General features: G+C 63.4%; 18 protein-coding genes. 12 read left to right on the forward strand and 6 right to left on the reverse strand.

The annotated features are described in order from the left end of the window. Positions 1–42: 42 nt before the first annotated feature. Positions 43–1,107: a ferrochelatase gene (gene hemH / locus FQU74_RS13710; protein ID WP_170246248.1), complete on the reverse strand. Its 1,065-nt coding sequence runs from the start codon at positions 1,105–1,107 to the stop codon at positions 43–45. 85 nt (positions 1,108–1,192) lie between these two features. Further along, positions 1,193–2,005: a methyltransferase domain-containing protein gene (locus FQU74_RS13715; RefSeq protein WP_146287040.1), complete on the reverse strand. Its 813-nt coding sequence runs from the start codon at positions 2,003–2,005 to the stop codon at positions 1,193–1,195. A gap of 38 nt (positions 2,006–2,043) precedes the next feature. On the opposite strand from FQU74_RS13715, the gene FQU74_RS13720 reads away from it, so the two are divergent. From FQU74_RS13720 to FQU74_RS13735, 4 genes are read left to right on the forward strand one after another with little or no spacing between them, the layout of a single operon-like run. Further along, complete coding sequence (locus tag FQU74_RS13720) at positions 2,044–2,766, forward strand: ComF family protein (RefSeq protein WP_146287041.1); 723 nt, start codon at positions 2,044–2,046, stop codon at positions 2,764–2,766. Positions 2,767–2,808: 42 nt separating this feature from the next. Beyond that, complete coding sequence (gene grxC / locus FQU74_RS13725) at positions 2,809–3,066, forward strand: glutaredoxin 3 (RefSeq protein WP_146287042.1); 258 nt, start codon at positions 2,809–2,811, stop codon at positions 3,064–3,066. A 3-nt stretch (positions 3,067–3,069) separates the two neighbouring features. Further along, entirely contained in the window at positions 3,070–3,900 is an 831-nt protein-coding gene (locus tag FQU74_RS13730) for a carbon-nitrogen hydrolase family protein (RefSeq protein WP_146287043.1), read from the forward strand. Between the two features lie 23 nt (positions 3,901–3,923). After that, complete coding sequence (locus tag FQU74_RS13735) at positions 3,924–4,367, forward strand: MarR family winged helix-turn-helix transcriptional regulator (protein ID WP_146287044.1); 444 nt, start codon at positions 3,924–3,926, stop codon at positions 4,365–4,367. An 18-nt stretch (positions 4,368–4,385) separates the two neighbouring features. On the opposite strand, the gene FQU74_RS13740 is transcribed toward FQU74_RS13735, so the two are convergent. Further along, positions 4,386–5,507 carry a polysaccharide biosynthesis/export family protein gene (locus tag FQU74_RS13740; protein WP_146287045.1) on the reverse strand — a complete coding sequence of 374 codons (1,122 nt, stop codon included), beginning with the start codon at positions 5,505–5,507 and terminating at the stop codon, positions 4,386–4,388. 118 nt (positions 5,508–5,625) lie between these two features. Here FQU74_RS13740 and FQU74_RS13745 point away from each other — a divergent pair, with 118 nt between their 5' ends. The 7 genes from FQU74_RS13745 (at position 5,626) to FQU74_RS13775 (ending at position 13,318) form a co-directional block, all read left to right on the forward strand. Continuing rightward, on the forward strand, positions 5,626–6,498 hold the full coding sequence (locus tag FQU74_RS13745; protein ID WP_146287046.1) for an NAD-dependent epimerase/dehydratase family protein: 873 nt from the start codon (positions 5,626–5,628) through the stop codon (positions 6,496–6,498). Then, positions 6,495–7,127 (forward strand): sugar transferase, encoded by a 633-nt coding sequence (locus FQU74_RS13750; protein WP_146287047.1) that lies wholly within the window; start codon positions 6,495–6,497, stop codon positions 7,125–7,127. Before FQU74_RS13745 ends, FQU74_RS13750 begins: the two co-directional genes overlap by 4 nt. Before the next feature lie 126 nt (positions 7,128–7,253). Next, complete coding sequence (locus FQU74_RS13755) at positions 7,254–9,164, forward strand: nucleoside-diphosphate sugar epimerase/dehydratase (RefSeq protein ID WP_146287048.1); 1,911 nt, start codon at positions 7,254–7,256, stop codon at positions 9,162–9,164. A gap of 91 nt (positions 9,165–9,255) precedes the next feature. Further along, entirely contained in the window at positions 9,256–11,436 is a 2,181-nt protein-coding gene (locus FQU74_RS13760) for a YjbH domain-containing protein (protein ID WP_229704396.1), read from the forward strand. Then, a complete protein-coding gene (locus tag FQU74_RS13765; RefSeq protein WP_146287049.1) occupies positions 11,433–12,101 on the forward strand; it encodes a YjbF family lipoprotein in 669 nt (222 codons plus the stop codon). The genes FQU74_RS13760 and FQU74_RS13765 overlap by 4 nt, the downstream gene beginning before the upstream one ends. A gap of 76 nt (positions 12,102–12,177) precedes the next feature. Beyond that, positions 12,178–12,387, forward strand: coding sequence for a hypothetical protein (locus FQU74_RS13770; protein WP_146287050.1), 210 nt, complete (start codon positions 12,178–12,180; stop codon positions 12,385–12,387). A gap of 94 nt (positions 12,388–12,481) precedes the next feature. After that, the gene (locus tag FQU74_RS13775) at positions 12,482–13,318 is read left to right on the forward strand and encodes a YihY/virulence factor BrkB family protein (protein ID WP_229704397.1); all 837 of its coding nucleotides are present in this window, start codon (positions 12,482–12,484) and stop codon (positions 13,316–13,318) included. Here the strand turns inward: FQU74_RS13775 and FQU74_RS13780 are convergent. The 3 genes from FQU74_RS13780 to FQU74_RS13790 all read right to left on the reverse strand — a co-directional run bounded on the left by FQU74_RS13780 (position 13,312) and on the right by FQU74_RS13790 (position 20,346). Then, a complete protein-coding gene (locus FQU74_RS13780) occupies positions 13,312–17,145 on the reverse strand; it encodes a translocation/assembly module TamB domain-containing protein (RefSeq protein WP_146287051.1) in 3,834 nt (1,277 codons plus the stop codon). The genes FQU74_RS13775 and FQU74_RS13780 overlap by 7 nt on opposite strands. Next, entirely contained in the window at positions 17,145–18,980 is a 1,836-nt protein-coding gene (locus FQU74_RS13785) for an autotransporter assembly complex protein TamA (RefSeq protein WP_146287052.1), read from the reverse strand. The genes FQU74_RS13780 and FQU74_RS13785 overlap by 1 nt, the downstream gene beginning before the upstream one ends. 91 nt (positions 18,981–19,071) lie before the next feature. Next, positions 19,072–20,346 carry an ROK family transcriptional regulator gene (locus tag FQU74_RS13790; protein ID WP_146287053.1) on the reverse strand — a complete coding sequence of 425 codons (1,275 nt, stop codon included), beginning with the start codon at positions 20,344–20,346 and terminating at the stop codon, positions 19,072–19,074. 213 nt (positions 20,347–20,559) lie between these two features. On the opposite strand from FQU74_RS13790, the gene xylF reads away from it, so the two are divergent. Next, the gene (gene xylF, locus FQU74_RS13795; protein WP_146287054.1) at positions 20,560–21,585 is read left to right on the forward strand and encodes a D-xylose ABC transporter substrate-binding protein; all 1,026 of its coding nucleotides are present in this window, start codon (positions 20,560–20,562) and stop codon (positions 21,583–21,585) included. Positions 21,586–21,617 lie beyond the last annotated feature (32 nt).

Consider the following 21,617-nt stretch of genomic DNA (forward strand, 5'->3'; position numbering starts at 1 on the left):
CCATTGTGACAGACGGGCGCCGGGGGAAACCCCGGCGTCTTTTCATTCTGCGGGCGCGATCCAGCCTGCCAGATTCTCGCGAATCACAGCCGTCAGCGCCGTGATATGGGCAGCCTCGGCGTTCAGGCAGGGGATATAGGTGAAAACCTCACCCCCGGCATGCTCAAAGCTCTCACGGATTTCGCCGTTGATCTCTTCCAGTGTTTCGATGCAATCGGCGCTGAAGGCGGGTGCGATGACGGCGATGCGCTTCTTGCCCTGCCTGGCAAGCTCTGCCACATGCTCGACCGTATAAGGGCGAAGCCATTCCTCGGTCCCGAAGACCGACTGGAAGGTGGTGTCGATCGCGCCTTTGTCCCAACCAAGCCGTTCGCGCAGCAGGCGCGAGGTTTTCTGGCACTGGCAATGATAGGGGTCACCCTCCATCAGGTAGCGCTTCGGCATGCCGTGATAGCTGGCCACGAGGACATCGGGCTTGTGATCGAGACCCGCATAGGCCGCCTCGACCGATTGTGCGAGCGCGTCGATATAGAGCGGATGGTCAAAGTATTCGGGCAGGGTGCGGGCCGCAGGTTGACGCTTTTCCTTCATCAGGGCGCGGAAGAACTGGTCATTCGCAGTCGCCGAGGTTGCCCCGGCATAGTGCGGATAAAGCGGGCAGAAGAGGATCTTCTCGCAGCCCGCCTCTACCATGGCGCGGACCTTCGACTCGGTCGAGGGATTGCCATAGCGCATGCAGAAATCGACCATGACCGCATCGCCGTATTGGGCCTTCAGCGCCGCGGCCACCGCCTCGGTCTGGTTGCGGGTGATGGTCATCAGCGGGCTCTCGTTCCGCTCATTGTCCCAGATCAGCTTGTAGTTGGCGCCACTGGTGAAGGGGCGCTTGGACAGGATGATCAGTTGCAACAGCGGCTGCCACTTCCACGCAGGATAATCGATCACCCGCCGGTCGGACAGAAACTCGTTCAGGTAGCGCCGCATGGACCAGTAGTCGGTCGCATCGGGCGTGCCCAGATTGGCCAGAAGCACGCCGATCCGCGCGGTGCGCACCGGCGGGTGGCTCTGCGGCGCATGGGTCAGGCGACCCTCTCCCGGGCGGATCATCGCAGCCACCGCATCGCGCAGCGCATCAAGCATCGTCGTCTCCTGTCATACTCGCCCGCTCGAGATAGCCTTCGGGGCGGTCAGGTCAACTGTCGTCTTTTGCCGCAGCCTTCAGCGCGTCCTCAAGTCGGGCGATGGCCGAGCCCGGACGCAGCGGCTTTTGCTGGCTTTCATGCGGCGCCCAGCCGGTCAGGCAGATGATATCGAAGCTGGCCGGAACGCGGCCATCGGGGGTTGCGAAATGGGCAGAATAGCGCGCGGCCGCATCCGCCAGAACCGCACGCCGGGTCGGGTGGCGCGTGCGCTCGGTCAGAGCATTGGCCTCACCCATGGCGCGCAGGTCGGCCATCAGGTGAAAGGCATCACGATAGCTCACGGTCCGTGTAAAGCCATCGGCCACCGGAAGGGCAAGACCCGCCCTTTGCAGCAGCGCGCCCAGATCGCGGATCTCTGCCATGGGCAGAATACGCGGGGACAGGCCGCCGGTCTGGGCGATTTCGGCCTCGGCCAGCGCGGCACGCAGCTCCTGCAGGGTCTGCCCACCCAGTGTCAGCGCCAGAAGAAGGCCATCCGGTACCAGAGCGCGCCGGCATTGCACCAGTTGTCCAACCGGATCATTTGACCAGTGCAGGCACATGGCATGGACAATCAGGTCATGCGACCCCGGCTGCAGGTCCAGCACCTCATCATCCGCAACAATTCGCGCACCGGGCAAAACTTCAGCCCAGATTTCCGGCCAAGGCGTCACGATCGCGGGGTTTGTAAACCTCCTGTTAACCTGACTCAGCCTCTCCTGCACCTCAATGACGGCCTCGTCATGCAGGAACAGCGCGTCACGGCGGGCGCGGCGGCGGTTTCTGCTTAGGGCGGTGCGGTCAACGATCTGCGGTGGGTGCATGGCGGCTCCTTCCGGTGCGGACCATAGGAGTGTGTGAGATGGGTTTGCAAGCGGCGCTGCGGCTGATTTATCCGCCGCTATGCATTGCCTGTGATGGGCAGGTGGCAACGGAATTCGGTCTTTGCACCGACTGCTGGCAGACGACGCCATTTATCGGCGGCGCGGTCTGCGACTGCTGCGGCGCACCCTTGCCGGGCGAGGACGATGGCCGCGCCGCGCAATGCGACGATTGCCTGACGCTTGCACGACCGTGGAGCCGCGGCCGCGCGGCCTTGCAGTATCGTGATACGGCGCGGCAGCTCGTCATGGCGCTGAAGCACGCTGACCGGCTGGATCTTGCCGTGCCTGCGGCGCAATGGCTGATGCGCGCGGCTTCGCCACTTATCGCGCCGGATACCGTGATCGCGCCCGTGCCGCTCCATTGGTTGCGCATGGTCCGGCGAAAGTACAACCAGTCTGCGGTACTGGCGCAGGCCCTGGCGCGGCAGGCCGGACGCCCGGCCTGCCCCGATCTGCTGATCCGTCACCGCAACACCCGCAGTCAGGAAGGACGTGACCGCGACGGCCGCTTCCGCAATGTCGAAGGGGCGTTCCGGGTCAGGCCCGGTCGCGATTGGGTGGCCGCGGGGCGTCCGGTGCTGCTGGTCGATGATGTCATGACATCGGGCGCGACACTTTCGGCCTGCACCGAGGCTTGTCTCGCGGCAGGTGCCGCACGGGTTGACGTCGTGGTGCTGTGTCGCGTTGCGAAAGAGGCGTGAATCCCTATATTTGCCGCAACTGCACGAAACGCGGATGCGAAGATGAAACCTGTCGAAATCTACACGACCCCGACCTGTCCCTATTGTCAGGCAGCCAAGCGGCTTCTGGCGCGCAAGGGCGTGACCTATTCCGAAATTGACGTCAGCGGTGATCCAGCGCTGCGCGCAGCCATGACCGAACGTGCCAGCGGACGCCGGACCGTGCCGCAGATCTTTGTGGGTGAGGTTCACGTCGGCGGCTGCGATGACCTGCATGCGCTGGAAGATGCGGGCAAGCTTGACCCGCTTCTGGCGGGCTGAGGAATGCGCGCCGCACTGGTCCAGCTGACGGTCGGGGACGATCCGCAGGCGAACCTTCCCGAAACGCTGACCTACCTGCGGGCGGCGGCGGCAGGTGGCGCCGATCTTGTGCTGACGCCGGAATGCACCGGGCTTCTCAGCTCCAGCCGTGATCACCAGCGGCGGGTTCTGCGCACTGAGGCCGAGGATGAAACGCTTGCGGCCTTGCGTGCCGAGGCGCGCGCAATCGGGATTCCGGTGCTGGTGGGATCACTGGGGCTGCTGACCGGCGATGCCGACGGGCGATTCGCCAATCGGTCTTTCCTGATTGGCGCCGACGGAGAAATCGTCGCGCGCTACGACAAGATCCACATGTTTGACGTCAATGTATCAGAGACCGAAGTCTACCGCGAAAGCGCGGCCTATCGGCCGGGCGTGCGCGCGGTTGTGGCGGACATGCCCTTCGCCCGGATCGGTATGGCGATCTGCTATGACGTGCGCTTTCCGCATCTCTTCCGCCGACTGGCGCAGGGCGGGGCGCAGATCCTGACGGTTCCGGCAGCCTTCAATCACCTGACAGGCGAGGCGCATTGGGAAGTTCTGCTCCGCGCCCGCGCGATTGAGACCGGTTGCTTCGTGCTGGCCCCCGCGCAGACGGGCTTTCACCCCGAAGAGCATGGCAAGGGACGCCGCACACATGGTCACAGCCTTGCAGTGAACCCCTGGGGTGAGGTTATGGTCGATGCGGGCACCGATCCGGGCGTCACTTTCGTCGATCTTGATCTGTCTGAAGTGGACAAGGCACGGGGGCGGGTTCCGTCCCTGACCCATGACCGGCCCTTCGATGGTCCGTGATGGCAAGGGGTAGGGGCGGCGATATGGCAGAGAAAACCGAGGATCTGGCGATTGCGCTCTTTGGCGAGTTGTTCATGGCCGATCAGCTTGCGCGCAACCGCATCTCGAAAGTGCTGCCCAAGGGGATGGAACTTTCGCATTTCGGCGTGCTGAATCATCTGGCCCGCATCCAGGAAGAGCGCACGCCCGCGCAACTGGCGCGCAGTTTCCACGTCACCCGCGGCGCGATGACCAATACGCTGAACAAGCTGGAATGGGCCGGGCATATCCATATCCGTCCCGACTGGGACGATGCGCGGCGCAAGTTCGTGGCGATCAGCCCCTCGGGCCGGGCGGCGCGCGACGCAGCCGTTCAAGCCATCGCCCCGCTGATCGCCGAGGTGGTGACTGCGCTTGGTGCAGAAAAGGTGCGCGGGGTGCTTCCCGTGTTGCGGGATCTGCGTGGCAAGCTTGAGGGCGACGACTGACGCCGCCCCCCGTTGCGATCAGGTCAGATCCTCGGCCCGGATCACGATACCGAAGGCTTCGTAGATCAGGCTGATGATGGTCGCTGTTCCGACGACCGAGCTCTCGGTCACAAGCACCAGATCCTTGTGCTGGACGGGGAACTCGCCGGCGCTGAACAGCCCGTCTGCCGATTTCAGGTCAAACACGAACACGACACGGTTGGTCTTGGGGCCGGTCTCGTCGGTGCGGATCGAGGTCGAGGGATACTCGCGCAGGATCAGCACGCCCTTGGCGTTGGCGCGCGTCGCGCTGAGGCCACCGACGAGCGAGGCTGCATCCAGAACCGTGACCTGATCGCTTGGAAAGAAGACCTGCGATTCCTTGTTCGCGGCACCCAGCGACAGGAAGTACCGCTCGTCGCTTTCCAAGTACACCTTGTCGCCGCCTGCAAGCGTCGTATCGAGCGAGGGTTCATCCATCAACTTGTTGGCCGAGATGCCGTAAAGCTTGCCATTGCGCGACAGCCGGACCTGTGGATTGATAAGATCCTTGCTGATGCCACCGCCCATGGCGATCAGGCCAAGCACGGTCACGTCGCGATCGGGAAGAGGGAAGCTGCCCGGAGTAGTCACACCGCTGATCAGATCGACCGAGCTTTCGCGGCCCGGTGTATGTAGCAGTTGCACCTGCGCGGTAGGGCTGATGGCCGAGAACTTTTCCTGCACCACGGCACGGGCGCGGTCAGGGGTCATGTTCGCGATATAGACCTGATCGACGTAAGGCAGGAATACCTCGCCTGCCGGGGTCACGCGGATCCCCTTCATTTCGACGGTTTTCCGGCCCTTCTCCATCAGAAGCGAGCTGTCGCCGTTGTCCCAGATCGCCAGATCGATCACGTCGCCCGGCGCGATCACTTGCGAAGACGGGCCCGATTGCCGCTTGATCCAGCCATATTGACGGGCTCGGTCATGCCTGGGCCATGATGCAAGCAGGGGCAGGGTCTCGCGCGTGACAGGGTAGACCGCGTAGTTCGCGTCCTTCTGCGAAGCCTCACTAAGAATTTGGCCTGCTTGTGGAGCACCGCCGGGCGGATCGGAACAGGCGGAAAGGATGGAGAGGCAGGCTGTAATCAGCGCGACCTTTCCGGCGAATTGCGTCATCTGAAACTCCGGCAGACCACCCGGCGGGGGTGGACTTGTTTTGGCGTCAGAAGATACTTGGGGAACGGAACGGGTTCAATGCCGAAGAATTCTTAGGCGAAACTATGCCGGGGTTGGAATGATCTGTGTTCTTGGCGCAACGGGTCGGTTGGGTGCAATCTTACGACAGCATTGGGTATCGGCACCATATCAGCCGGTACTCTGGCAGGCGCGGTCGGGATCTGTTCCCGACGCTGCAGCGGGATGGCTCGCCTGGAACATGCTGTCAGAGCCATGGCCCTCCGGGGTGGCGCTGCCGGATGGGGTGGTCCTCAACCTTGCTGGCGTGACCGGTGGCGACGCCAACGCTTTGGCCGCGAATGTGGATCTCGGCCTTGCCGGATGCGAGGCGGCGCGGATCTCGGGCGCGCGGCATGTGTTTCTTTGTTCTTCCTCGGCAGTCTATGGTCGCGGCAGCGCCAAACAGCGTGCCCTTTGCGAAAATGATGAACCGCATCCGGCAAATCCCTACGGCGAGGCAAAGCTGCGGATGGAGGAGGTGGCGCTGGAGTGGGCGTCGCACCCTGGCCGTCCTGGCCTGACGCTCTTGCGGATCGGCAATGTGCTTGGGGCGGATGCGTTGATCGGCGGCGTGCAGCAGGGGCGTATTGTGACGCTTGATCCGGTGCCGGGACAGCCAGAGGGGCCGATGCGGTCCTACATCGGTCCGCGCAGCCTTGCCCGTGTGCTATGGCGGCTTGCCGAACTTGCGCAGGCGGGTGCGTCGCTTCCCCCCGTGCTGAACATCGCAGCCCCCTTGCCGGTCGGCATGGCCGAACTGCTGGAGACGGGCGGCATTTCATGGCAATGGGGGCCGGACAATCCGGCGGTTCTGGCGCGGCTGGTGCTGGATACGACCTTGCTGGAGGCGCTTTGCCCCGGTCTGGCCGGACCGGGCAGCGCGCGCGCCTTGATGCAAGAGTTGCGACTGGAAGAGGGGCCTGCACGTTGACCTTTGGCAAGCGAGTGTTCGATCTGGTGCTGGCGCTGCTTCTGGGTGCTGTCCTGCTGGTGCCTTTCACGGTCTTGCTGGTGGTCCTGCTGGTCAAGGAAGGGCGCCCCATTTTCTACGTGGCCGAGCGGATGAAGGCGCCGGGACAGCCCTTCCGGTTGTGGAAACTGCGCACGATGACAGTGGCGCGCAGCGACAGCGGGGTCTCGGGGGGTGACAAAAGCGCGCGGATCACAAGCATGGGCCGCTTTTTGCGCAAGACCCGGCTGGATGAGGTGCCGCAGCTTTGGAACGTGATCCGGGGTGACATGAGCTTTGTGGGTCCGCGCCCACCGCTTCGCCTGTATGTCGAGAGATTTCCTGAACTTTATGAACAGGTTCTGCGCAGCCGACCGGGAATTACCGGCCTTGCATCGCTGCATTTTCATGCCCATGAGGAGCGGATTCTGGCCTGCTGTTCCAGCGCGGCCGAGACGGACGAAGTCTATTCGCGGCGCTGCGTGCCAAGAAAGGCGACGCTCGACCTGATTTATCAGCGCCACAGGTCGCTGTGTTTCGACATGGCCCTCATTGCGCAGACCGGCAAGCGTGTGCTCTTGAAGCGGTTGACGAAGCGGAAACAGCCCTAGGCCGAATCACGCCAGTCAAGTATGTGACGGCCTTGTTGCAAGGGCCGTAATGCATTAAGATTGGGCAGTCCTTTTCAAAATCGAACAAAGGCCCGGCGGCAAACGACCGGACCGACAAGGAACAAGATGCGGCAGCTAAGGGACGCGCTTCACATCTTTCAGTCGAAGCTCTCGCGCAGGAACAAGCAGTTTGTCCTGCTGGTGATCGACACGCTGCTGCCGCCCGCAGTTCTGGTGCTGACCCTTGTGTTGATACGCAATGGGCTGTCGGCCTTCGTGATCTATCCCCGTGTCATTCTGGCGCTGCCGATACTGGCCACCATTGGCGGTGCGCTGTCGATCTGGCTCGGTCTGTCGCGCATCCAGCTTAAGGCCTATGAGACAAATGCGATGGCGCGGACGGCGATGTTTGCGCTGGTTCTTGCGCTTGCGGTGCCGATCATACTGGGCCTGTTCATGCCCGGATTCCCGATTGCCGGTGTGGTCGTCTTCGGGCTTGTGACCTTTATCGCCTCGGTCGGGGTGCGTCTGGCCATGTTCCATGCGCTGCTGTGGGTCCTGCGCCATGGCAAGCAAAAGCACCGTGTGGTGATTTACGGGGCCGGGGCAACCGGCGTGCAGCTTGTTGCCGCGCTGCGTTCACACGAGCGCATCGTGCCGGTGGCCTTTGTCGACGACAACGCCGCGCTGCATTCGACCACCGTATCGGGGCTGCGCGTGCTGCCCCCCGACCGGCTGGAGGTACTGGCCGAGCAATATGATATCGACCGGGTGATCCTTGCGATGCCCTCGGTCTCGGCGCCCAAGATCGCACGCCTCTCGCGCGGCCTGCGGGCCATGGGGCTCAAGGTTCAGTCGCTGCCCTCTTTCGCGCAATTGGTGGGTGAGGAAGAGCTGATCGACAATCTGTCGCCCGTGGTCCCCGGACAGTTTCTGGGTCGGGCGCAGATCGACCATCGTCTGCTCAAGGCTGATGGCGCCTATCGTGGCAAGTCGATCCTCGTCTCCGGGGCGGGCGGTTCGATCGGGTCAGAGCTGTGCCGGCAATTGATCAACTATGCGCCCGCGCGGATCGTGCTTTATGAGGTCAGCGAGGTCGCGCTTTACAACATCGACCGCGAATTGCGAGAGCGGATCGAGGATTCAGGTATAGAGATCGTCCCGGTGCTGGGATCGGTCACCGACAGCCGGCTGACACGGATCGTGATCAACCAGTACGCCATCGACGTCGTATTCCACGCCGCTGCCTACAAACATGTGCCGCTGGTGGAAATCAACCCGCTGGCAGGACTTGCCAACAACGTCCTTGGCACCCGCACCATAGCCGAGGTTTCGCATGAGGCGGGTGTTGGGCGGTTCATCCTCGTCTCGTCCGACAAGGCCGTGCGTCCCACGAATGTCATGGGTGCATCCAAGCGACTGGCCGAGCTGGTGATCCAGGATCTTGCCAAACGCTCACGCGGGACAGTGTTTTCCATGGTGCGCTTCGGCAATGTGCTGGGCTCATCAGGCTCTGTCATCCCGCTGTTCAAGGAGCAGATCGCCAAGGGTGGCCCTGTCACCCTGACGCATGAGGACGTGACGCGCTATTTCATGACCATCTCCGAGGCCGCGCAGCTTGTTCTGCTGGCGGGTTCATTCTCGGATGCGCAAACCTCGCGCGGGGGCGATGTTTTCGTTCTGGACATGGGCAAGCCGGTCAAGATCCGCGATGTGGCGGTGCAGATGATCCATGCGGCGGGCTATTCGGTGCGCGACGATCGCAATCCCGATGGCGATATAGAGATTCAAGTGACCGGTCTGCGGCCCGGAGAGAAGCTCTATGAAGAACTGCTGATCGGGGCGGGACTGTTGACCACACCGCACAGCAAGATCATGCGCGCCCGTGAAGAAAGCCTGTCGGAGCTCGAAATGGCCTCGGCGCTGCGCGAGTTGCGTTCGGCCGTCGCCGTGGGTGACGAGGATGCCGCGCGGGGCGTGATCGTCAGGTGGGTGAACGGCTATCAGCCCGCACAACATGTTTCCGCCGCGCAATGATGTGCCGATACTGACGGTTGGGCGATTGTTGCGGCGCGGACTTTCTCCTATTCTGCGCTCGAAACATTCAGGAAGCCAAGGCAACAACCGCATGATGACGTTCTCGGCCCGGAAGGCGGGATATCTCGCCGCCACCTCGTTGTTGGCCCTCGTAGCCTCTTCCGCCTTGCAGGCGCAGTCTGCCGATCCGGTTTTTCCGCGCGCCACGCTCAACCTTTACGGTGTCAGCGGTCTGATCGACATGCCGTCGGGTGAGATGCAGCCTGATGCCTATCTGACCAGCTCTTACGGGACGTTCGGCCCGATCAGCCGCACGACGCTGACCTTCCAGATCACCCCCCGCATGTCGGCGAGCTTTCGATACTACGGGGTCGAGGACTGGATCGCCAACCTGAACTGCTATCCCGACTGTCAGGGTCGGGTGAACAGCTATGAGACCTATTACGACCGCTCCTTCGACTTCCGCTATCAGTTGTTGCAGGAGCGGGGCTATCTGCCTTCGGTGGTCATCGGGCTGCAGGACATCGCCGGAACCGGGATCCTGTCGGGCGAGTTCATCGCGGCGACCAAGCACATCACGCCAGAGCTCAAGGCCACCCTCGGCCTCGGCTGGGGCCGGCTTGGAAGCTACGGATCCTTCGGATCACCCTTTGGCGACCGGCCGAAGATCCAGGTCGATGAGGGTGGCGATTTCAACTACGACACCTGGTTCCGCGGCCCCTCCGCCTTCTTTGGTGGGGTGGAGTGGCAGGCGACCGACAAGCTGTCATTCAAGCTCGAATATTCCTCGGACAATTTCGATGTCGAGGCGGAACAACGCAAGACCTTTGATCGCAGCAGCCCGATCAACGTTGGCGCGGAATACACCTTCAACGAATGGTTCCGTGTCGGTGGCTATTACATGTACGGCAGCGAACTGGGCTTTGCCGCGCATTTCACGATCAATCCCAAGCAACGCCCGATGGGCAGCATCCGCGACGGCGCGCCCGATCCGGTCCAGCCGCGGCCTGCCCGCAGCGCCGACCCGGAAAGCTATGATCCTGGCTGGGTTACCCAGCCAGACGCCGCGCCCTTGCTGATCTCCAATATCAACAAGCGGCTAAAAACCGACGGCCTTGTGGTCGAAGGCATGAACTTTGATGGCACGACCGCCCGCGTCACCGTCCGCAACAACCGCTACGATGCCGAAGCGCAGATGGTGGGTCGGGTCGCGCGGGCCATGTCCTATACCATGCCGAACTCGGTCGAGACTTTCGAGATCCTGCCAGTGCATGACGGCATACCCGCTTCACGCATCGTGGTTGACCGCAAAACGCTTGAACGCACCGAAAACTCGCCCACTGCGACCGAGGACATGCGCAAGGGTGTCGTGGTGACTGAGACGTCGCCGCTGCGGACCCTCGACATGACGATGAACCCGGATCTGTATCCGCGGTTCCGCTGGTCGCTGGCCCCCTATGCGCAGATCGAACTGTTTGACCCGGACGAGCCCTTCAAGGCCGATTTCGGACTTGAACTGTCTGGCCGTTATGAGGCTGCACCGGGTATTGTGTTGTCAGGTGCCATCACGCAGCCGCTGTTCGGCAACCTTGATGACGATCCGACCCCCTCGACCTCGGAACTGCCGCACGTGCGCTCGGACGCCGCGCTTTATAACGAGCAGGGGCGCCCCGCGATCGAGCATCTGACCGCCGCCTGGTACGCCAGCCCGACGCCAACGGTTTACAGCCGGGTGACGGTCGGCCTGATCGAGCGCATGTTTGGCGGTGTTTCGGCCGAAGTCCTGTGGAAGCGGGTGGATAGCCCCTTCGCGCTCGGCGCCGAGGTGAACTACGTGCAACAGCGCGACTATGACCAGCTCTTCACCTTCCAGGATTACACGGTCACGACGGGCCATGTGTCGGGCTACTATGAATTCGGCGAGGGGTATCATGCCCAGCTTGATGTGGGCCGCTATCTGGCTGGGGACGTCGGCGCCACCCTTTCGCTGAACCGCGAGTTCGAGAATGGCTGGCGTGTCGGGGTCTTTGCGACCAAGACTGACGTTTCGGCCGAGGAGTTCGGCGAGGGCTCGTTCGACAAGGGCATTACGTTGACGATTCCGCTTACCTGGGGCCTGGGGACGCCGTCCACCGACACCTATGGCGCCACGATCAGGCCGCTTACTCGGGATGGCGGCGCACGCCTCAATGTCGCGGATCGCCTGTACGAATCCATCCGCCGGCATGACGAGTCGAGCATCGACGGACAGTGGGGGCGGTTCTGGAAATGACACGCAGCATCGGGTTTGCCATCCTCGGCGCAGTCGCGCTGACGCTTGGCGCATGCGGCAGCGACAAAGGCCAATCCTCACCGGCTGTCCTCTTTGGCAAGACGCTTGCCGGTGTGGTCATGGGCAAGGGCGGTGCGGCGGCGCCCGCTCAGGTGTCGCGGGCCGAACTGGAAAAGCTGGGCACGCCGGTCATCATGGGCACGATCGCGTCGTCGGGCGGGCTCCTTTACCTTGTCCCGATCTCCCAGCAGGGAAATGTCGTGACCTGGTCGACGTCAAACGACATCACCATCACCTTCAAGGACGATGTCATGTCGCAGACGCGCGGCATCGGCCCCGACATCATGGAATCTGCGACTCCGAGTCGTTCGCAGCTGCAGAATCCCGGCTCAACCTATCGGCGTAGCTATGCTTATCTGGATGGCGGCGATCGTCTTGTCCGTTTTACCTACGACTGTGCGGTCAGTTTCGCAGGCGCAGAAACCATTACTGTGGTAGGCCGGCAACATTCGACCCGTCATATGCTGGAACAGTGCACCGGAAATCGGGGTCAATTTACCAATGAATACTGGTTCGAAAGTGACGGAAAAGTAAGGAAATCCAAGGAGTTGCTTGTGACGGAATGGGGCCCGATCGAGCTTTTCCGGGTGATTGACAGGGGCTAGAAGTTCAGTCTTACTTTCCCTGTCGCGTTGTGATATCGCGTGGGCAATCGCCAATACTAAGTCATGGAGAGATAAAATGAAAAAGTTCGCTGCTCTCGTCGTCGCCGCCTCGCTGGCTTCGACCGCTGCATTCGCTGGTGGCCCGGTTGTCGTGGCTGAAGAGCCGGCAGTCGTTGCTGCTGCACCGGCTTCGTCGATCGGCACCGCCGGCATCATCGCTGGCCTCGCAGGCCTGGCGCTGATCGCCGCTCTGTCGTCGGACTCGTCGGACGACACCACCAACTAATCGGTGGTTACCGAGCATTCGGTTCAGGGGGCCCGCTTCTAGCGGGCCTTTCTGTTTTTCAGGACTGCGCACTGTGCCGACCCTTATTCACAGGTTGAAGCGCCGCCTTGCACGCATCTTCGTCCGCGCTGCAAAGGCGCAGCTTGGTATGGCTGCGGCTGCGGTGGCGTTCTACGGCTTTCTGGCTGTCTTTCCGGGCATAGCTCTGGTCATCGCCTTGTGGAGCATAGCCGCGGATCCAGAAGCGATTCGGCGCGAGCTGGAGATTCTGGACGATTTCCTGCCACCCGATGCCTTCTCGCTGCTTTCAAGCCAGGTCGAGGCACTGATGGCCGCGAACAGCACCGAACTGGGCTGGACTACGATCCTGTCGCTTCTCGTCGCCTTCTGGTCGGCGCGCGCGGGCGTTGCCGGCATGATCTCGGGTCTCAATGCTGTCCACCACCGGCCCGATCACGGCAGCCTGCGTGGCACTCTGCTGGCGCTGGTGCTGACCCTCGGGCTGATCTCCCTGGCGCTGCTGGCGCTTGTGGCAGCGCTTGTGGTGCCACTCGTGATCTCGCTCCTGCCGCTCGGCGCCCTGACGGCACTGGCGCTTGAACTGGCCAATACGGCTTTCCTGCTGGGGCTGGTCGTCTTCAGTCTGGGGATCACCTATCGCTTTGGTCCGAACCGGGCCGAGCATCACCAGAGACCGCCCCTGCTGACGGTGGGACTGCTTGTGGCGCTGGTGCTGTGGTTTGTCGTCTCGCGTGGGTTCGTGATCTATCTGGCGAACTTCAACACCTACAACCGCGTCTACGGCTCTATCGGGGCGGTGGTGATCCTTCTGATCTGGATGTACCTCAGCGCCTATGCGGTGCTGTTCGGCGCCGCAGTTGACGCCGAACGGGCCGAGGTTCCCGAACCGGGGCTGCCCCCGGTTCAGTAGTCCTTCTGCTTGAAGATGCCGATGCTGGTATCGCCATCGTTGCCGACGGTACCGCGCACCGTTATCGAATCCGTCACGTCGAGGTTGAGGTGAATTTCGGCCTGGCCGCCCTGGCCGATCTCGACTTCGGTATAAGTGTTCTTCGAGATGTACTTGCCTGCTGTGACGGTGGTCTCGCCTTGGGCATTGGTGCTGACGTCCAGATCATCAAGCCCAAATCCCTTGCGCAGGTTGCCCACGATCCCGGCGCCACCCCGCCCGGCCAGTGTCGCCACCGCCGAGGCCAGCTGCATCGCCTGAAACGCTGAAAGTGAGCTCAGGTCGCGCCCGAACAAAAGCCGCGCCAGAACCTCTTCCTGCGGCAGTTCGGGGCTTGAGACGAAGCTGACGTCAGGCTCGCTGACCGGCCCTTCGATCTGGACAGAGCTTGTGATCCCGTCGCTTTCGTTCGAGGCCACGACCTGAAGATAAGGGTCGAAGTCGCCCTCAACTCGGATCGTCGCTTCGGAAATCGTCAGACGCTTGCCCAGAATGTCCAGCCGGCCGCGAACCAGCTCGAACCCACCCGACGGGACGATGCGCTCGGTGGTGCCGCCTACGCGCAGCTCTCCGCCCATCTCAAGGTCAAGCCCGCGACCGCGCACAAAGATGCGCTGCGGAGCAGACACAGTCAGGTCCAGCCCGTAGGGACGCATCTTGCTGCCCCCACCGCCCGAGGCCTTGCTGCCGTCGCCAAGCAGTCCGGCGCGCTTGCGCGTTGCGAGTACATCCGCAGGCTCGGCCCTATGCTCAAGGCCCGGAAGACCTGCCGCACCACCAAAGCCGGTGGAGGGGATCTGAAGTTCGGTTTCACTGAGCGTGATGTTGCCCGCGATCATGGCCCCCCCTGCGAGCGGACCGCGAACGGAGACCCCGCCATTCAGACGCGTCGTGAACAGGTTGGGATCGCGCAGGATCAACTGTCGTAAACTGACGTCGATATTGCCCTGGAAGGGGGCCTCGATCCCCGTGCTGCCCGCGATCGAAAAGTCGCCGCCTGCGTTGCTGCGTCCACGCAGGTCAATCCGGGCCGTGCCGCCCGACAGTGTAATGGTTCCGCCCAGCCCCTCGACACTGTTGGGGGCCGAGGGGTTGGCGATGCGCAAGCCATCCAGCGTCACCGTGCCGCGCAGTGAGGCAGGCGCCAGCGGCCCCACCAGCCGCAGGTCATAGCGCACCCCACCGGTTACCGTGGTCGGATCGACAAAGGGGTTGGCAAGCGCTGCCTGCGCACGCCCGGCAATGCCCAGATCGGCCGTTGAGAAGTCTGACGCCATCCGACCGCGCACTGTGCTGTCGATCCCACCCGGACCGCGCGCGGCAAGGTTCAGGTCATAGCCGCGCGCGTCCTCGACAGCCGTGCCCTTGATGGTCAGTGCACCGGGAAATTGGGGCAGGACGGTCGCCAGATTGTTGATCGCGGCATCGACCGTCAGGCGGCGGTTCGCCCCTTCGATGGTGCCGCGGAGATCGGCGCGCATCTGCGGGTTACTCAGGTTGGCGGTGTTCACCTTGACCTGCCCGCCCTGCAGCGCAACATCCGCAGCCAGACGCGTCTCGCCCGCCAGCAGGCGGTCGGCCTCGGGCTGCCCGATGGCGAGACCCCGGCCATTCGCGCGCAGCGTCAGCGCGCCATCCTGTGGCGTTCCGCGGAAGGTGGCATCCGCCGTCAGGCTGCCACGATATCCGCCGCCAAGAGTGCGCAGATCGCTGAAGCCCATCCGGGCGCGCAGATCATGGCCCGCAGGGTCGATCTTGCCCTGCGCCGAAAGATCCAGCGTCGCGGCATTGACCGTCAGCTGTTCCAGATCGACGGTCTGCCCCCGCACCCGCGCCTTTGCCGTGATGGTCGATGCGCCGCGCAGCAGGCTGTCAGCCTCGGCGATGCCCACCGCAAGGCCGTTTCCGCGCGCGTCAAACGTAACGACCGCATCCTGGCTGGTGCCTGTGACGCGCGCCTGACCTGCAAGGCTGCCGCGATACGGCCCGCCCAACACCGACAGGTCGCCAAAACTCAGATCGGCGGTCAGATCACTGCCCGTTGTGGCCAGGGAGCCTTTGGCCGTCGCCTTGAGACTGGCGGCCGTTACATCCAGCGTGTTCAGGCGGGTGCCGGTTTGGTCGCGTTTGATGTTTATCGTGATGGCTGAGGATCCGGCCAGAAGATTGTCCACTTCGGCAATCCCGACCTTCAACCCTTCACCCTGTATACGACCCGCAAGGTCAAAGGCGCCGGTCAGAAGCGCTGCATCGCCCGAAAGCTGGGCCTGCACCTTGCCGCCCAGTGATCGGCCCGCAAGGTCCGAGAACCGCGCAAGATCATCGGCGCGCACAGCGCCCTGACCCTTCAGGGCCAGCGCTGATTGAAGGCCGCCGATATCGAGCGCCCCGTCAAAGCCGAAATCTGCGCCTTCGACCTGAAGAAGCGGCAGGGCCAGCGCATCCTGCCCCTCTTGCCAGCGAAACCCGAGGCGGCCCTTCAGCGTGTCGCCGATGGCACGGGCCAGCGCCTGATCGGCAGCTGCGACACCTGTCGCGGCAAAGTCGATCGTTCCCTCGGCAAGCGGCTTGCCGTCGGGGCGCGCGATGCTGCCACCCCCAGTGACGCCAAGTTGCCCAAGGCCGAGCTCGGGCGCGTCCAGTCCCGTTACGCCAAGATCAATCGTCCAACGATCTGCCTTGACCGCGTCAAAGGCCAGATTGAGGTTAGCCTGCGATACATAGGTGGGTTTGTCGCCCGCGATTGGCAAAAGCACGCGCTGGCCATCCAGCCCCAGATTGCCCTTCACATCAAAGCGTTGGGGCAAGCCATCGCTTGCCAGCGCCAGATCGCCGCCGAGCCGCAGGGCGCGCGTGGTGACGCCAAACTGGCTGACCTCCAGTGCACCATCGGCCCGGCGCTCGCCCTGTGCCGTCAACGCCACGTCTGACCCGAAGAAGGCCGCATATTCCGGCAGGAACAAAGGTGCCGGATCGCCGCGCAGGTCCAGCGCAAAGCGGGTGTCGCCGGGGGCGGTGCCGCTCGCCACCTTGGCCGTTCCGGCCAGACGGTCAGCACCGTCCGAGGCAAGGCGAATATTGGCGGTGTAGTCGGTCAGCGGCCCCTCGCCCTGAACCGCAAGCTCGACCGGCGGGGCGCCCGGCAGGCCCAGCAAGGTGGTGACGATACCGCCTGCGTCCTCCGCCGCGCGCAGGTCAAGCGAGAGCACGCCTGATTCATTGACAAAGCCCGCCGTCAGATCGACCACACCTGAAGGGCCCGCGTCAGTGCGGGTTAGGTCAAGCCTGGCCTGCCCCTCGCCACCCGAGAGAGAGACGGCCGCATCGAGCCGCGCCTCGACCGGCTGTCCCAGCACAGATTCCCCCAGCGTGATCTTTTGCGCAGAGAGCTGGCCGATGTTGATCGAGACCGGCAACTCTGGCAGCGCGAAGGGCTTCGCCTCGGGCGAGGGGAGTTCCGGACCCGCTTGCGACTGCGGGATCCGATCAAGCACAATCTCAGCCGCGCTCAGTGTATTGACCGAGACATTGCCTCGCAAAAGCGCTGCCCGGTTCCAGTCCAGCACCACATCGCGCAGGGTGAGCCATGTGCCGGTGTCATCGGCGATGGTCAGTTCCGCCATGGTGGCCTGCGACGACAGCGCGCCCTCGAACCCCGTGATGGTAACGGCGCGTCCGGCACCCGAGAGATTGTCTTCAAGCAGGCGGGTCAGAAACCCTCGGTCGTCTTCCTGAGCTGCCGCCTGTAGGGGCAGGGCGCAAAGGGCAAGAGCATAAATCCGCTTCATCAGAAGGCCTGTCCGATACCAATGTAGAATTGAACCCCTTCACCGGTATCGACGCTGCCCTCGATTGGGGCGGCGACGTCAAATCGGATCGGGCCAAAGCCTGTCGCGTAGCGCACCCCAAGTCCGGCGCCGCCATGCCAGTTGCCATAGTCGCCGCCGAAATCCATCGCGCCGACATAGCCGAGATCGAGAAAGCCCACGACGCCGATCTTTTCGGTCACACGGGCACGCACCTCGCCTGACAGGGCGCCAAAGGCCATGCCGCCAATCTTTTCAGCGTAGATCTCGGGGTAATCGACGCCAAGTGACTGGTAGGGCTGGCCGCGCACGGTGCCGCCCCCGCCCGAGTAGAACAGAAAGTCGCGGGGTGTGCCGAGCAGGGTCGACCCGATGATCGTGCCAAGTTGCGCGCGACCCGCCAATGTCAGGGGGCGCTCCTCGCCAAAGGTCAGATAGCCCCGGCCATCAGCCGTGATGCGCACACCGCTGTCGGTATCGTTGAACCCCTGGAACGGGCTGACCTGGGTCGAAAGGAAGAAGCCTTTCTGCGCGTCAAGTTTGGTGTCGCGGGTGTCCCATGTGACACCGATCGGCAGGTTCAGGTATTCGTAGGTGTATTCGTCAAAGAAGTCGTCCACCTTGGCGTAGCCGAACTCAAGCCCGACACTCGCCGTAAGCTGCTCGGAGAAGAAGTGGCTGAACCCCGCGCCCAGCGTGACGATGTCGGCAATGTAATCCTCGTCATCGAGATGCGCGAAGGCGGTCTTGAAACTGAGGGTCGTGTCTGGCGTCAGCGTGGCGGGCCGGTCAAGCTGCACGCCGATCCCATAATCCACCCCGCTTGACTGCGCGGCGATATTGCCGATCTCGGCATCGACCCGCAGCCGCTCGCCCCCACCCAACAGGTTGCGGTGCAGCCAGCTGCCGGTCAGGTCAATCCCGTCGAGGCTGGAGACTTCAGCCCCGATGGAATAGCGCCGCCGCCGCTCTTCGACGACGGTTGCGGTGATGTCGAGGTAGTCGGGCGCCCGGATGGCCTCGGCTTCGGTCAGCGTGACCGAGCTGAACACACCCGTCCGACGCAGGCGTTCGGCGCTACGGCGCAGATCCTCGGGGCTGTAGACCTCGCCTTCGGGAAGGCCCGCGATCTTGTGTATGCGGCGCTCGCGCATCCGCTCGTTGCCCTTCACGGTCAGGGTCCCAAAGCGCAGGCGCGGGCCGGGGTTCAGCTGAACATTGGCGGACAGCGTGCTGTTGTCGTGATTGGCAATCACGCGCTGCGAGGCAACCTTGGTCTTGGCGTGACCGACATCGCGCCACCCGTCCACGCCGGTCTGGACGGCCTGCCGCACCAGATCGCTGCGGGCAACCTTGCCGCGGGCAAAATCCTCGGGCAGGCGGGTTTCAGGGGCAAGCGGCGCCACGACAGCGTCCGAGAACTGGAACTTTGGTCCCGGGTCTACGGTCACAGTGACCAGCCCGATCCGTTTCGGGGCCTCAAGCGGCGGGATCGAGGCGGCCTCACGCCCGTCGATCAGCACATGCACAACCGGCCCGTAATGACCAAGCGCATATAAGGCATTGACGATGCTGGCATATTCCGCGCGTGCGGCACCATAGAGGTCGTCGGGTTCTGTGTTGCCATCGCGTACTGTACCGAGCAGCGAGGATGCTGCGCGCACGGCATCGTCAACCTCGGCCGCATCTGGCCCGGTGACCCCAAAGCGCACAATCTGATCCGCCGCCTTTTCTGCCAGGGCGAGTTCAGAGAGGCCTGTGCCCGCCAGAGCCAGAATGGCGGCCCCAGCGATCGGTCGCAGACGCAAGAATGACACGCGTACCCCCAGCTATCGAAATCGCATCGAGTATTGCAGCTTGGGCTGCGAAGCTCAATCGTTGCAGGCAAGTCGCGCCGGTTTTGCCGGGTCAGGCTGCGGATTCACGCGCAGGCATCAAAAGCGCGTCGGTGACCTCTGACAAGGCCAGAGCCGCCGCGCCATGCGCCCAGAGAAGATCGCCCCAGGCATGGATCTTGACCGGCGGCTTCGGGCGGCCGGTCGAGATCGCAAGCTGCTCCATCTCTGCCAGCGTTTCCGAGGCATAAAGATAGTCGTAGCGCATCCGCTCGCCCGACAAGATGATCAGCGAGGGGTCAAAGAGGTTCACCACATTGGACAGACCTACCGCGAGATAGCGCCCCGCGCGCCGGAAGATAGACCGGGCAGCGGTGTTCCCCGCCTTGGCGTGATCATAGAGGCTTTCCAGCAGGACGTTGATCGACTGGCCCTCGCGGTGGCTCCAGTTCAGCGCGGTGGTCGCCTCGCGCGCAAGGGCATAGTCGGCGACATAGGCCTCAAGGCAACCGCGTTGGCCGCAGCGGCAGAGCGCGCCGTCGAGCTGCACCTTGGTATGGCCCAGCTCCATGCCAAGGCCCTTGGCGCCGCGGTAGATGCGGTGATTGATCACGCACCCCATGCCCACGCCGTGCTCGATGGTGACGACCGCGAAATCGGCCAGCGCCCGCCCTGCGCCGAACCACAGCTCGGCCAGCGTCACCAGATTGGCGTCGTTGTCCACATGGACGGGCAGGCCGAGGTGCGTGGTCGCCGCCTGTGCCAGGGCCACACCGCGTTCCAGCAGAACCGATGACCACATGACCATTCCCGACTGGCAATCGACAAAGCCCGGCACCCCAAGCCCAAGCGCGGTCAGATTGGCGGGCTCGATCCCGGCCTTGGCGCAGACGCGATGCAGCAGCGTTTCGATCGCGGCCAACAGCTCTGGCAGGCTCATCGGTCCGGGACGACGGGGGATGACGTCGCCGGCGATCAGGTTGCCCGAGAAGTCTACCACCACAGCGGTATGTTCACGGTCAGAGAGCTTCATTCCGGCCACAAGATGCGCCGAGGACCGCACGCAGAGTGCGACCGCGGGCCGGCCGCGTCCCTGGTCACCTTCGCGCGGGGCAGAGGCCTCTTCGATCAGACCGGCCTCGATCAGCTCCTGGGTGATTGTCGTGACCGAGGCGGGAGAGACGCCGAGTTCCTTGGCGACCTGCACGCGGGGAATCAGCCCCGCCGCGCGCACCCGGTCAAACACCTGCTGGCGCAGGGGCCGCGTCGTTTCGGAAAGGGGCGCGATCAGGGGGCCGCACCCCTTGCGCTCATCCCCCAGTCCGGCCAACAGGGTTCGCGGCGTCATTTCTTCGGTCTCCAAACTAAAAATTCGGGCAGCGGTGCCAAATCTGCCTGCGAAATGCTGCACGGCAGCAAGAAAACGCAACAAACTTCGGCTTCATGACAGTCTGACAAAAATTATATTTTGACAACTGAAATTATTCAGGGCATTTTTCTGGCGTGCCGGCGAATCCGTCGGCCTGGCCATTCGCTGGCCGCATCCATAGGGAGGATACAAATGCGTAATGCTCTGATCGCCGCGGTCATCGCGGCCGCTGGCTTTTCGTCCGCGGCTCTTGCCGAAGGCCTGACCATCGGCGTGAGCTGGTCCAACTTCCAGGAGGAGCGCTGGAAGACCGATGAGGCTGCCATCAAGGCCGCCCTCGAAGCCGCCGGCAACACCTATATCTCGGCTGACGCCCAGGCGTCGGAAGCCAAGCAGCTGACCGATATCGAGGCGCTCATCGCCCAGGGCGCAAATGCCCTGATCGTTCTGGCCTACAACAAGGACGCCATTGGCCCCGCCATCGAAAAGGCCGCAGCCGAAGGCATCCCGGTCGTGGCCTATGACCGCCTGATCGAAGACCCGCGCGCCTTCTACCTGACCTTCGACAACAAGGGTGTGGGCCGCATCATCGCTGAAAATGTGGTCGCCGCTGCTCCGAAGGGCAACTACGCGATCATCAAGGGTGATCCGGGCGACGCCAATGCTGGCTTCCTGCGTGAAGGCATGGAAGAGGTGCTGGCTCCGAAGGTTGCCTCGGGCGACATCAAGATCGTGGGCGAGCAGTTCACCCAGGGCTGGAAGCCGGAAGGCGCCCAGGAGAACATGGAACAGATCCTGACCGCCAACAACAACGCCATCGACGCCGTTCTGGCACAGAACGATGGTATGGCGGGCGGTGCGATTGCCGCGCTGCAGGCCCAGGGTCTGAACATTCCGATCGGTGGTCAGGACGGCGACCTTGCCGCGCTGAACCGCGTGGCCCGTGGCACGCAGACCGTGTCTGTCTGGAAAGACAGCCGTGCACTGGGCAAGGCGGCCGGCGAAATCGCCTCGGCGCTCGCCTCGGGCACCGCGGTTGATGCGGTCGAGGGTGCAGTCAAGTTCTCGGGCGGCGAAAAGGGCGTTGAGATGAACGCGATCTTCCTTGACCCGACCCCGATCACCAAGGCGAACCTGAACGTCGTGATCGACGCCGGTGTGATCTCGAAGGAACAGGCCTGCGAAGGCGCTGCCGACGACGTGGCGGCCTGCAAGTAAGGCCCCCGCTGCCCGGTGCGCCCATGCGCGCG

The organism is Gemmobacter aquaticus (genome assembly GCF_007859075.1).
GTDB lineage: Bacteria > Pseudomonadota > Alphaproteobacteria > Rhodobacterales > Rhodobacteraceae > Gemmobacter > Gemmobacter aquaticus.

What these genes read in the sequence shown, in the direction of transcription:
- xylF (WP_146287054.1), top strand. Translation starts at nt 20,560, where the DNA reads ATGCGTAATGCTCTGATCGCCGCGGTCATCGCGGCCGCTGGCTTTTCG.
- FQU74_RS13735 (WP_146287044.1), top strand. Translation starts at nt 3,924, where the DNA reads ATGGCAGAGAAAACCGAGGATCTGGCGATTGCGCTCTTTGGCGAGTTG.
- grxC (WP_146287042.1), top strand. Translation starts at nt 2,809, where the DNA reads ATGAAACCTGTCGAAATCTACACGACCCCGACCTGTCCCTATTGTCAG.
- FQU74_RS13770 (WP_146287050.1), top strand. Translation starts at nt 12,178, where the DNA reads ATGAAAAAGTTCGCTGCTCTCGTCGTCGCCGCCTCGCTGGCTTCGACC.
- FQU74_RS13780 (WP_146287051.1), bottom strand. Translation starts at nt 17,145, where the DNA reads ATGAAGCGGATTTATGCTCTTGCCCTTTGCGCCCTGCCCCTACAGGCG.
- FQU74_RS13720 (WP_146287041.1), top strand. Translation starts at nt 2,044, where the DNA reads ATGGGTTTGCAAGCGGCGCTGCGGCTGATTTATCCGCCGCTATGCATT.
- FQU74_RS13760 (WP_229704396.1), top strand. Translation starts at nt 9,256, where the DNA reads ATGATGACGTTCTCGGCCCGGAAGGCGGGATATCTCGCCGCCACCTCG.
- FQU74_RS13755 (WP_146287048.1), top strand. Translation starts at nt 7,254, where the DNA reads ATGCGGCAGCTAAGGGACGCGCTTCACATCTTTCAGTCGAAGCTCTCG.
- FQU74_RS13765 (WP_146287049.1), top strand. Translation starts at nt 11,433, where the DNA reads ATGACACGCAGCATCGGGTTTGCCATCCTCGGCGCAGTCGCGCTGACG.
- FQU74_RS13730 (WP_146287043.1), top strand. Translation starts at nt 3,070, where the DNA reads ATGCGCGCCGCACTGGTCCAGCTGACGGTCGGGGACGATCCGCAGGCG.
- FQU74_RS13790 (WP_146287053.1), bottom strand. Translation starts at nt 20,346, where the DNA reads ATGACGCCGCGAACCCTGTTGGCCGGACTGGGGGATGAGCGCAAGGGG.
- FQU74_RS13740 (WP_146287045.1), bottom strand. Translation starts at nt 5,507, where the DNA reads ATGACGCAATTCGCCGGAAAGGTCGCGCTGATTACAGCCTGCCTCTCC.
- FQU74_RS13745 (WP_146287046.1), top strand. Translation starts at nt 5,626, where the DNA reads ATGATCTGTGTTCTTGGCGCAACGGGTCGGTTGGGTGCAATCTTACGA.
- hemH (WP_170246248.1), bottom strand. Translation starts at nt 1,107, where the DNA reads ATGATCCGCCCGGGAGAGGGTCGCCTGACCCATGCGCCGCAGAGCCAC.
- FQU74_RS13715 (WP_146287040.1), bottom strand. Translation starts at nt 2,005, where the DNA reads ATGCACCCACCGCAGATCGTTGACCGCACCGCCCTAAGCAGAAACCGC.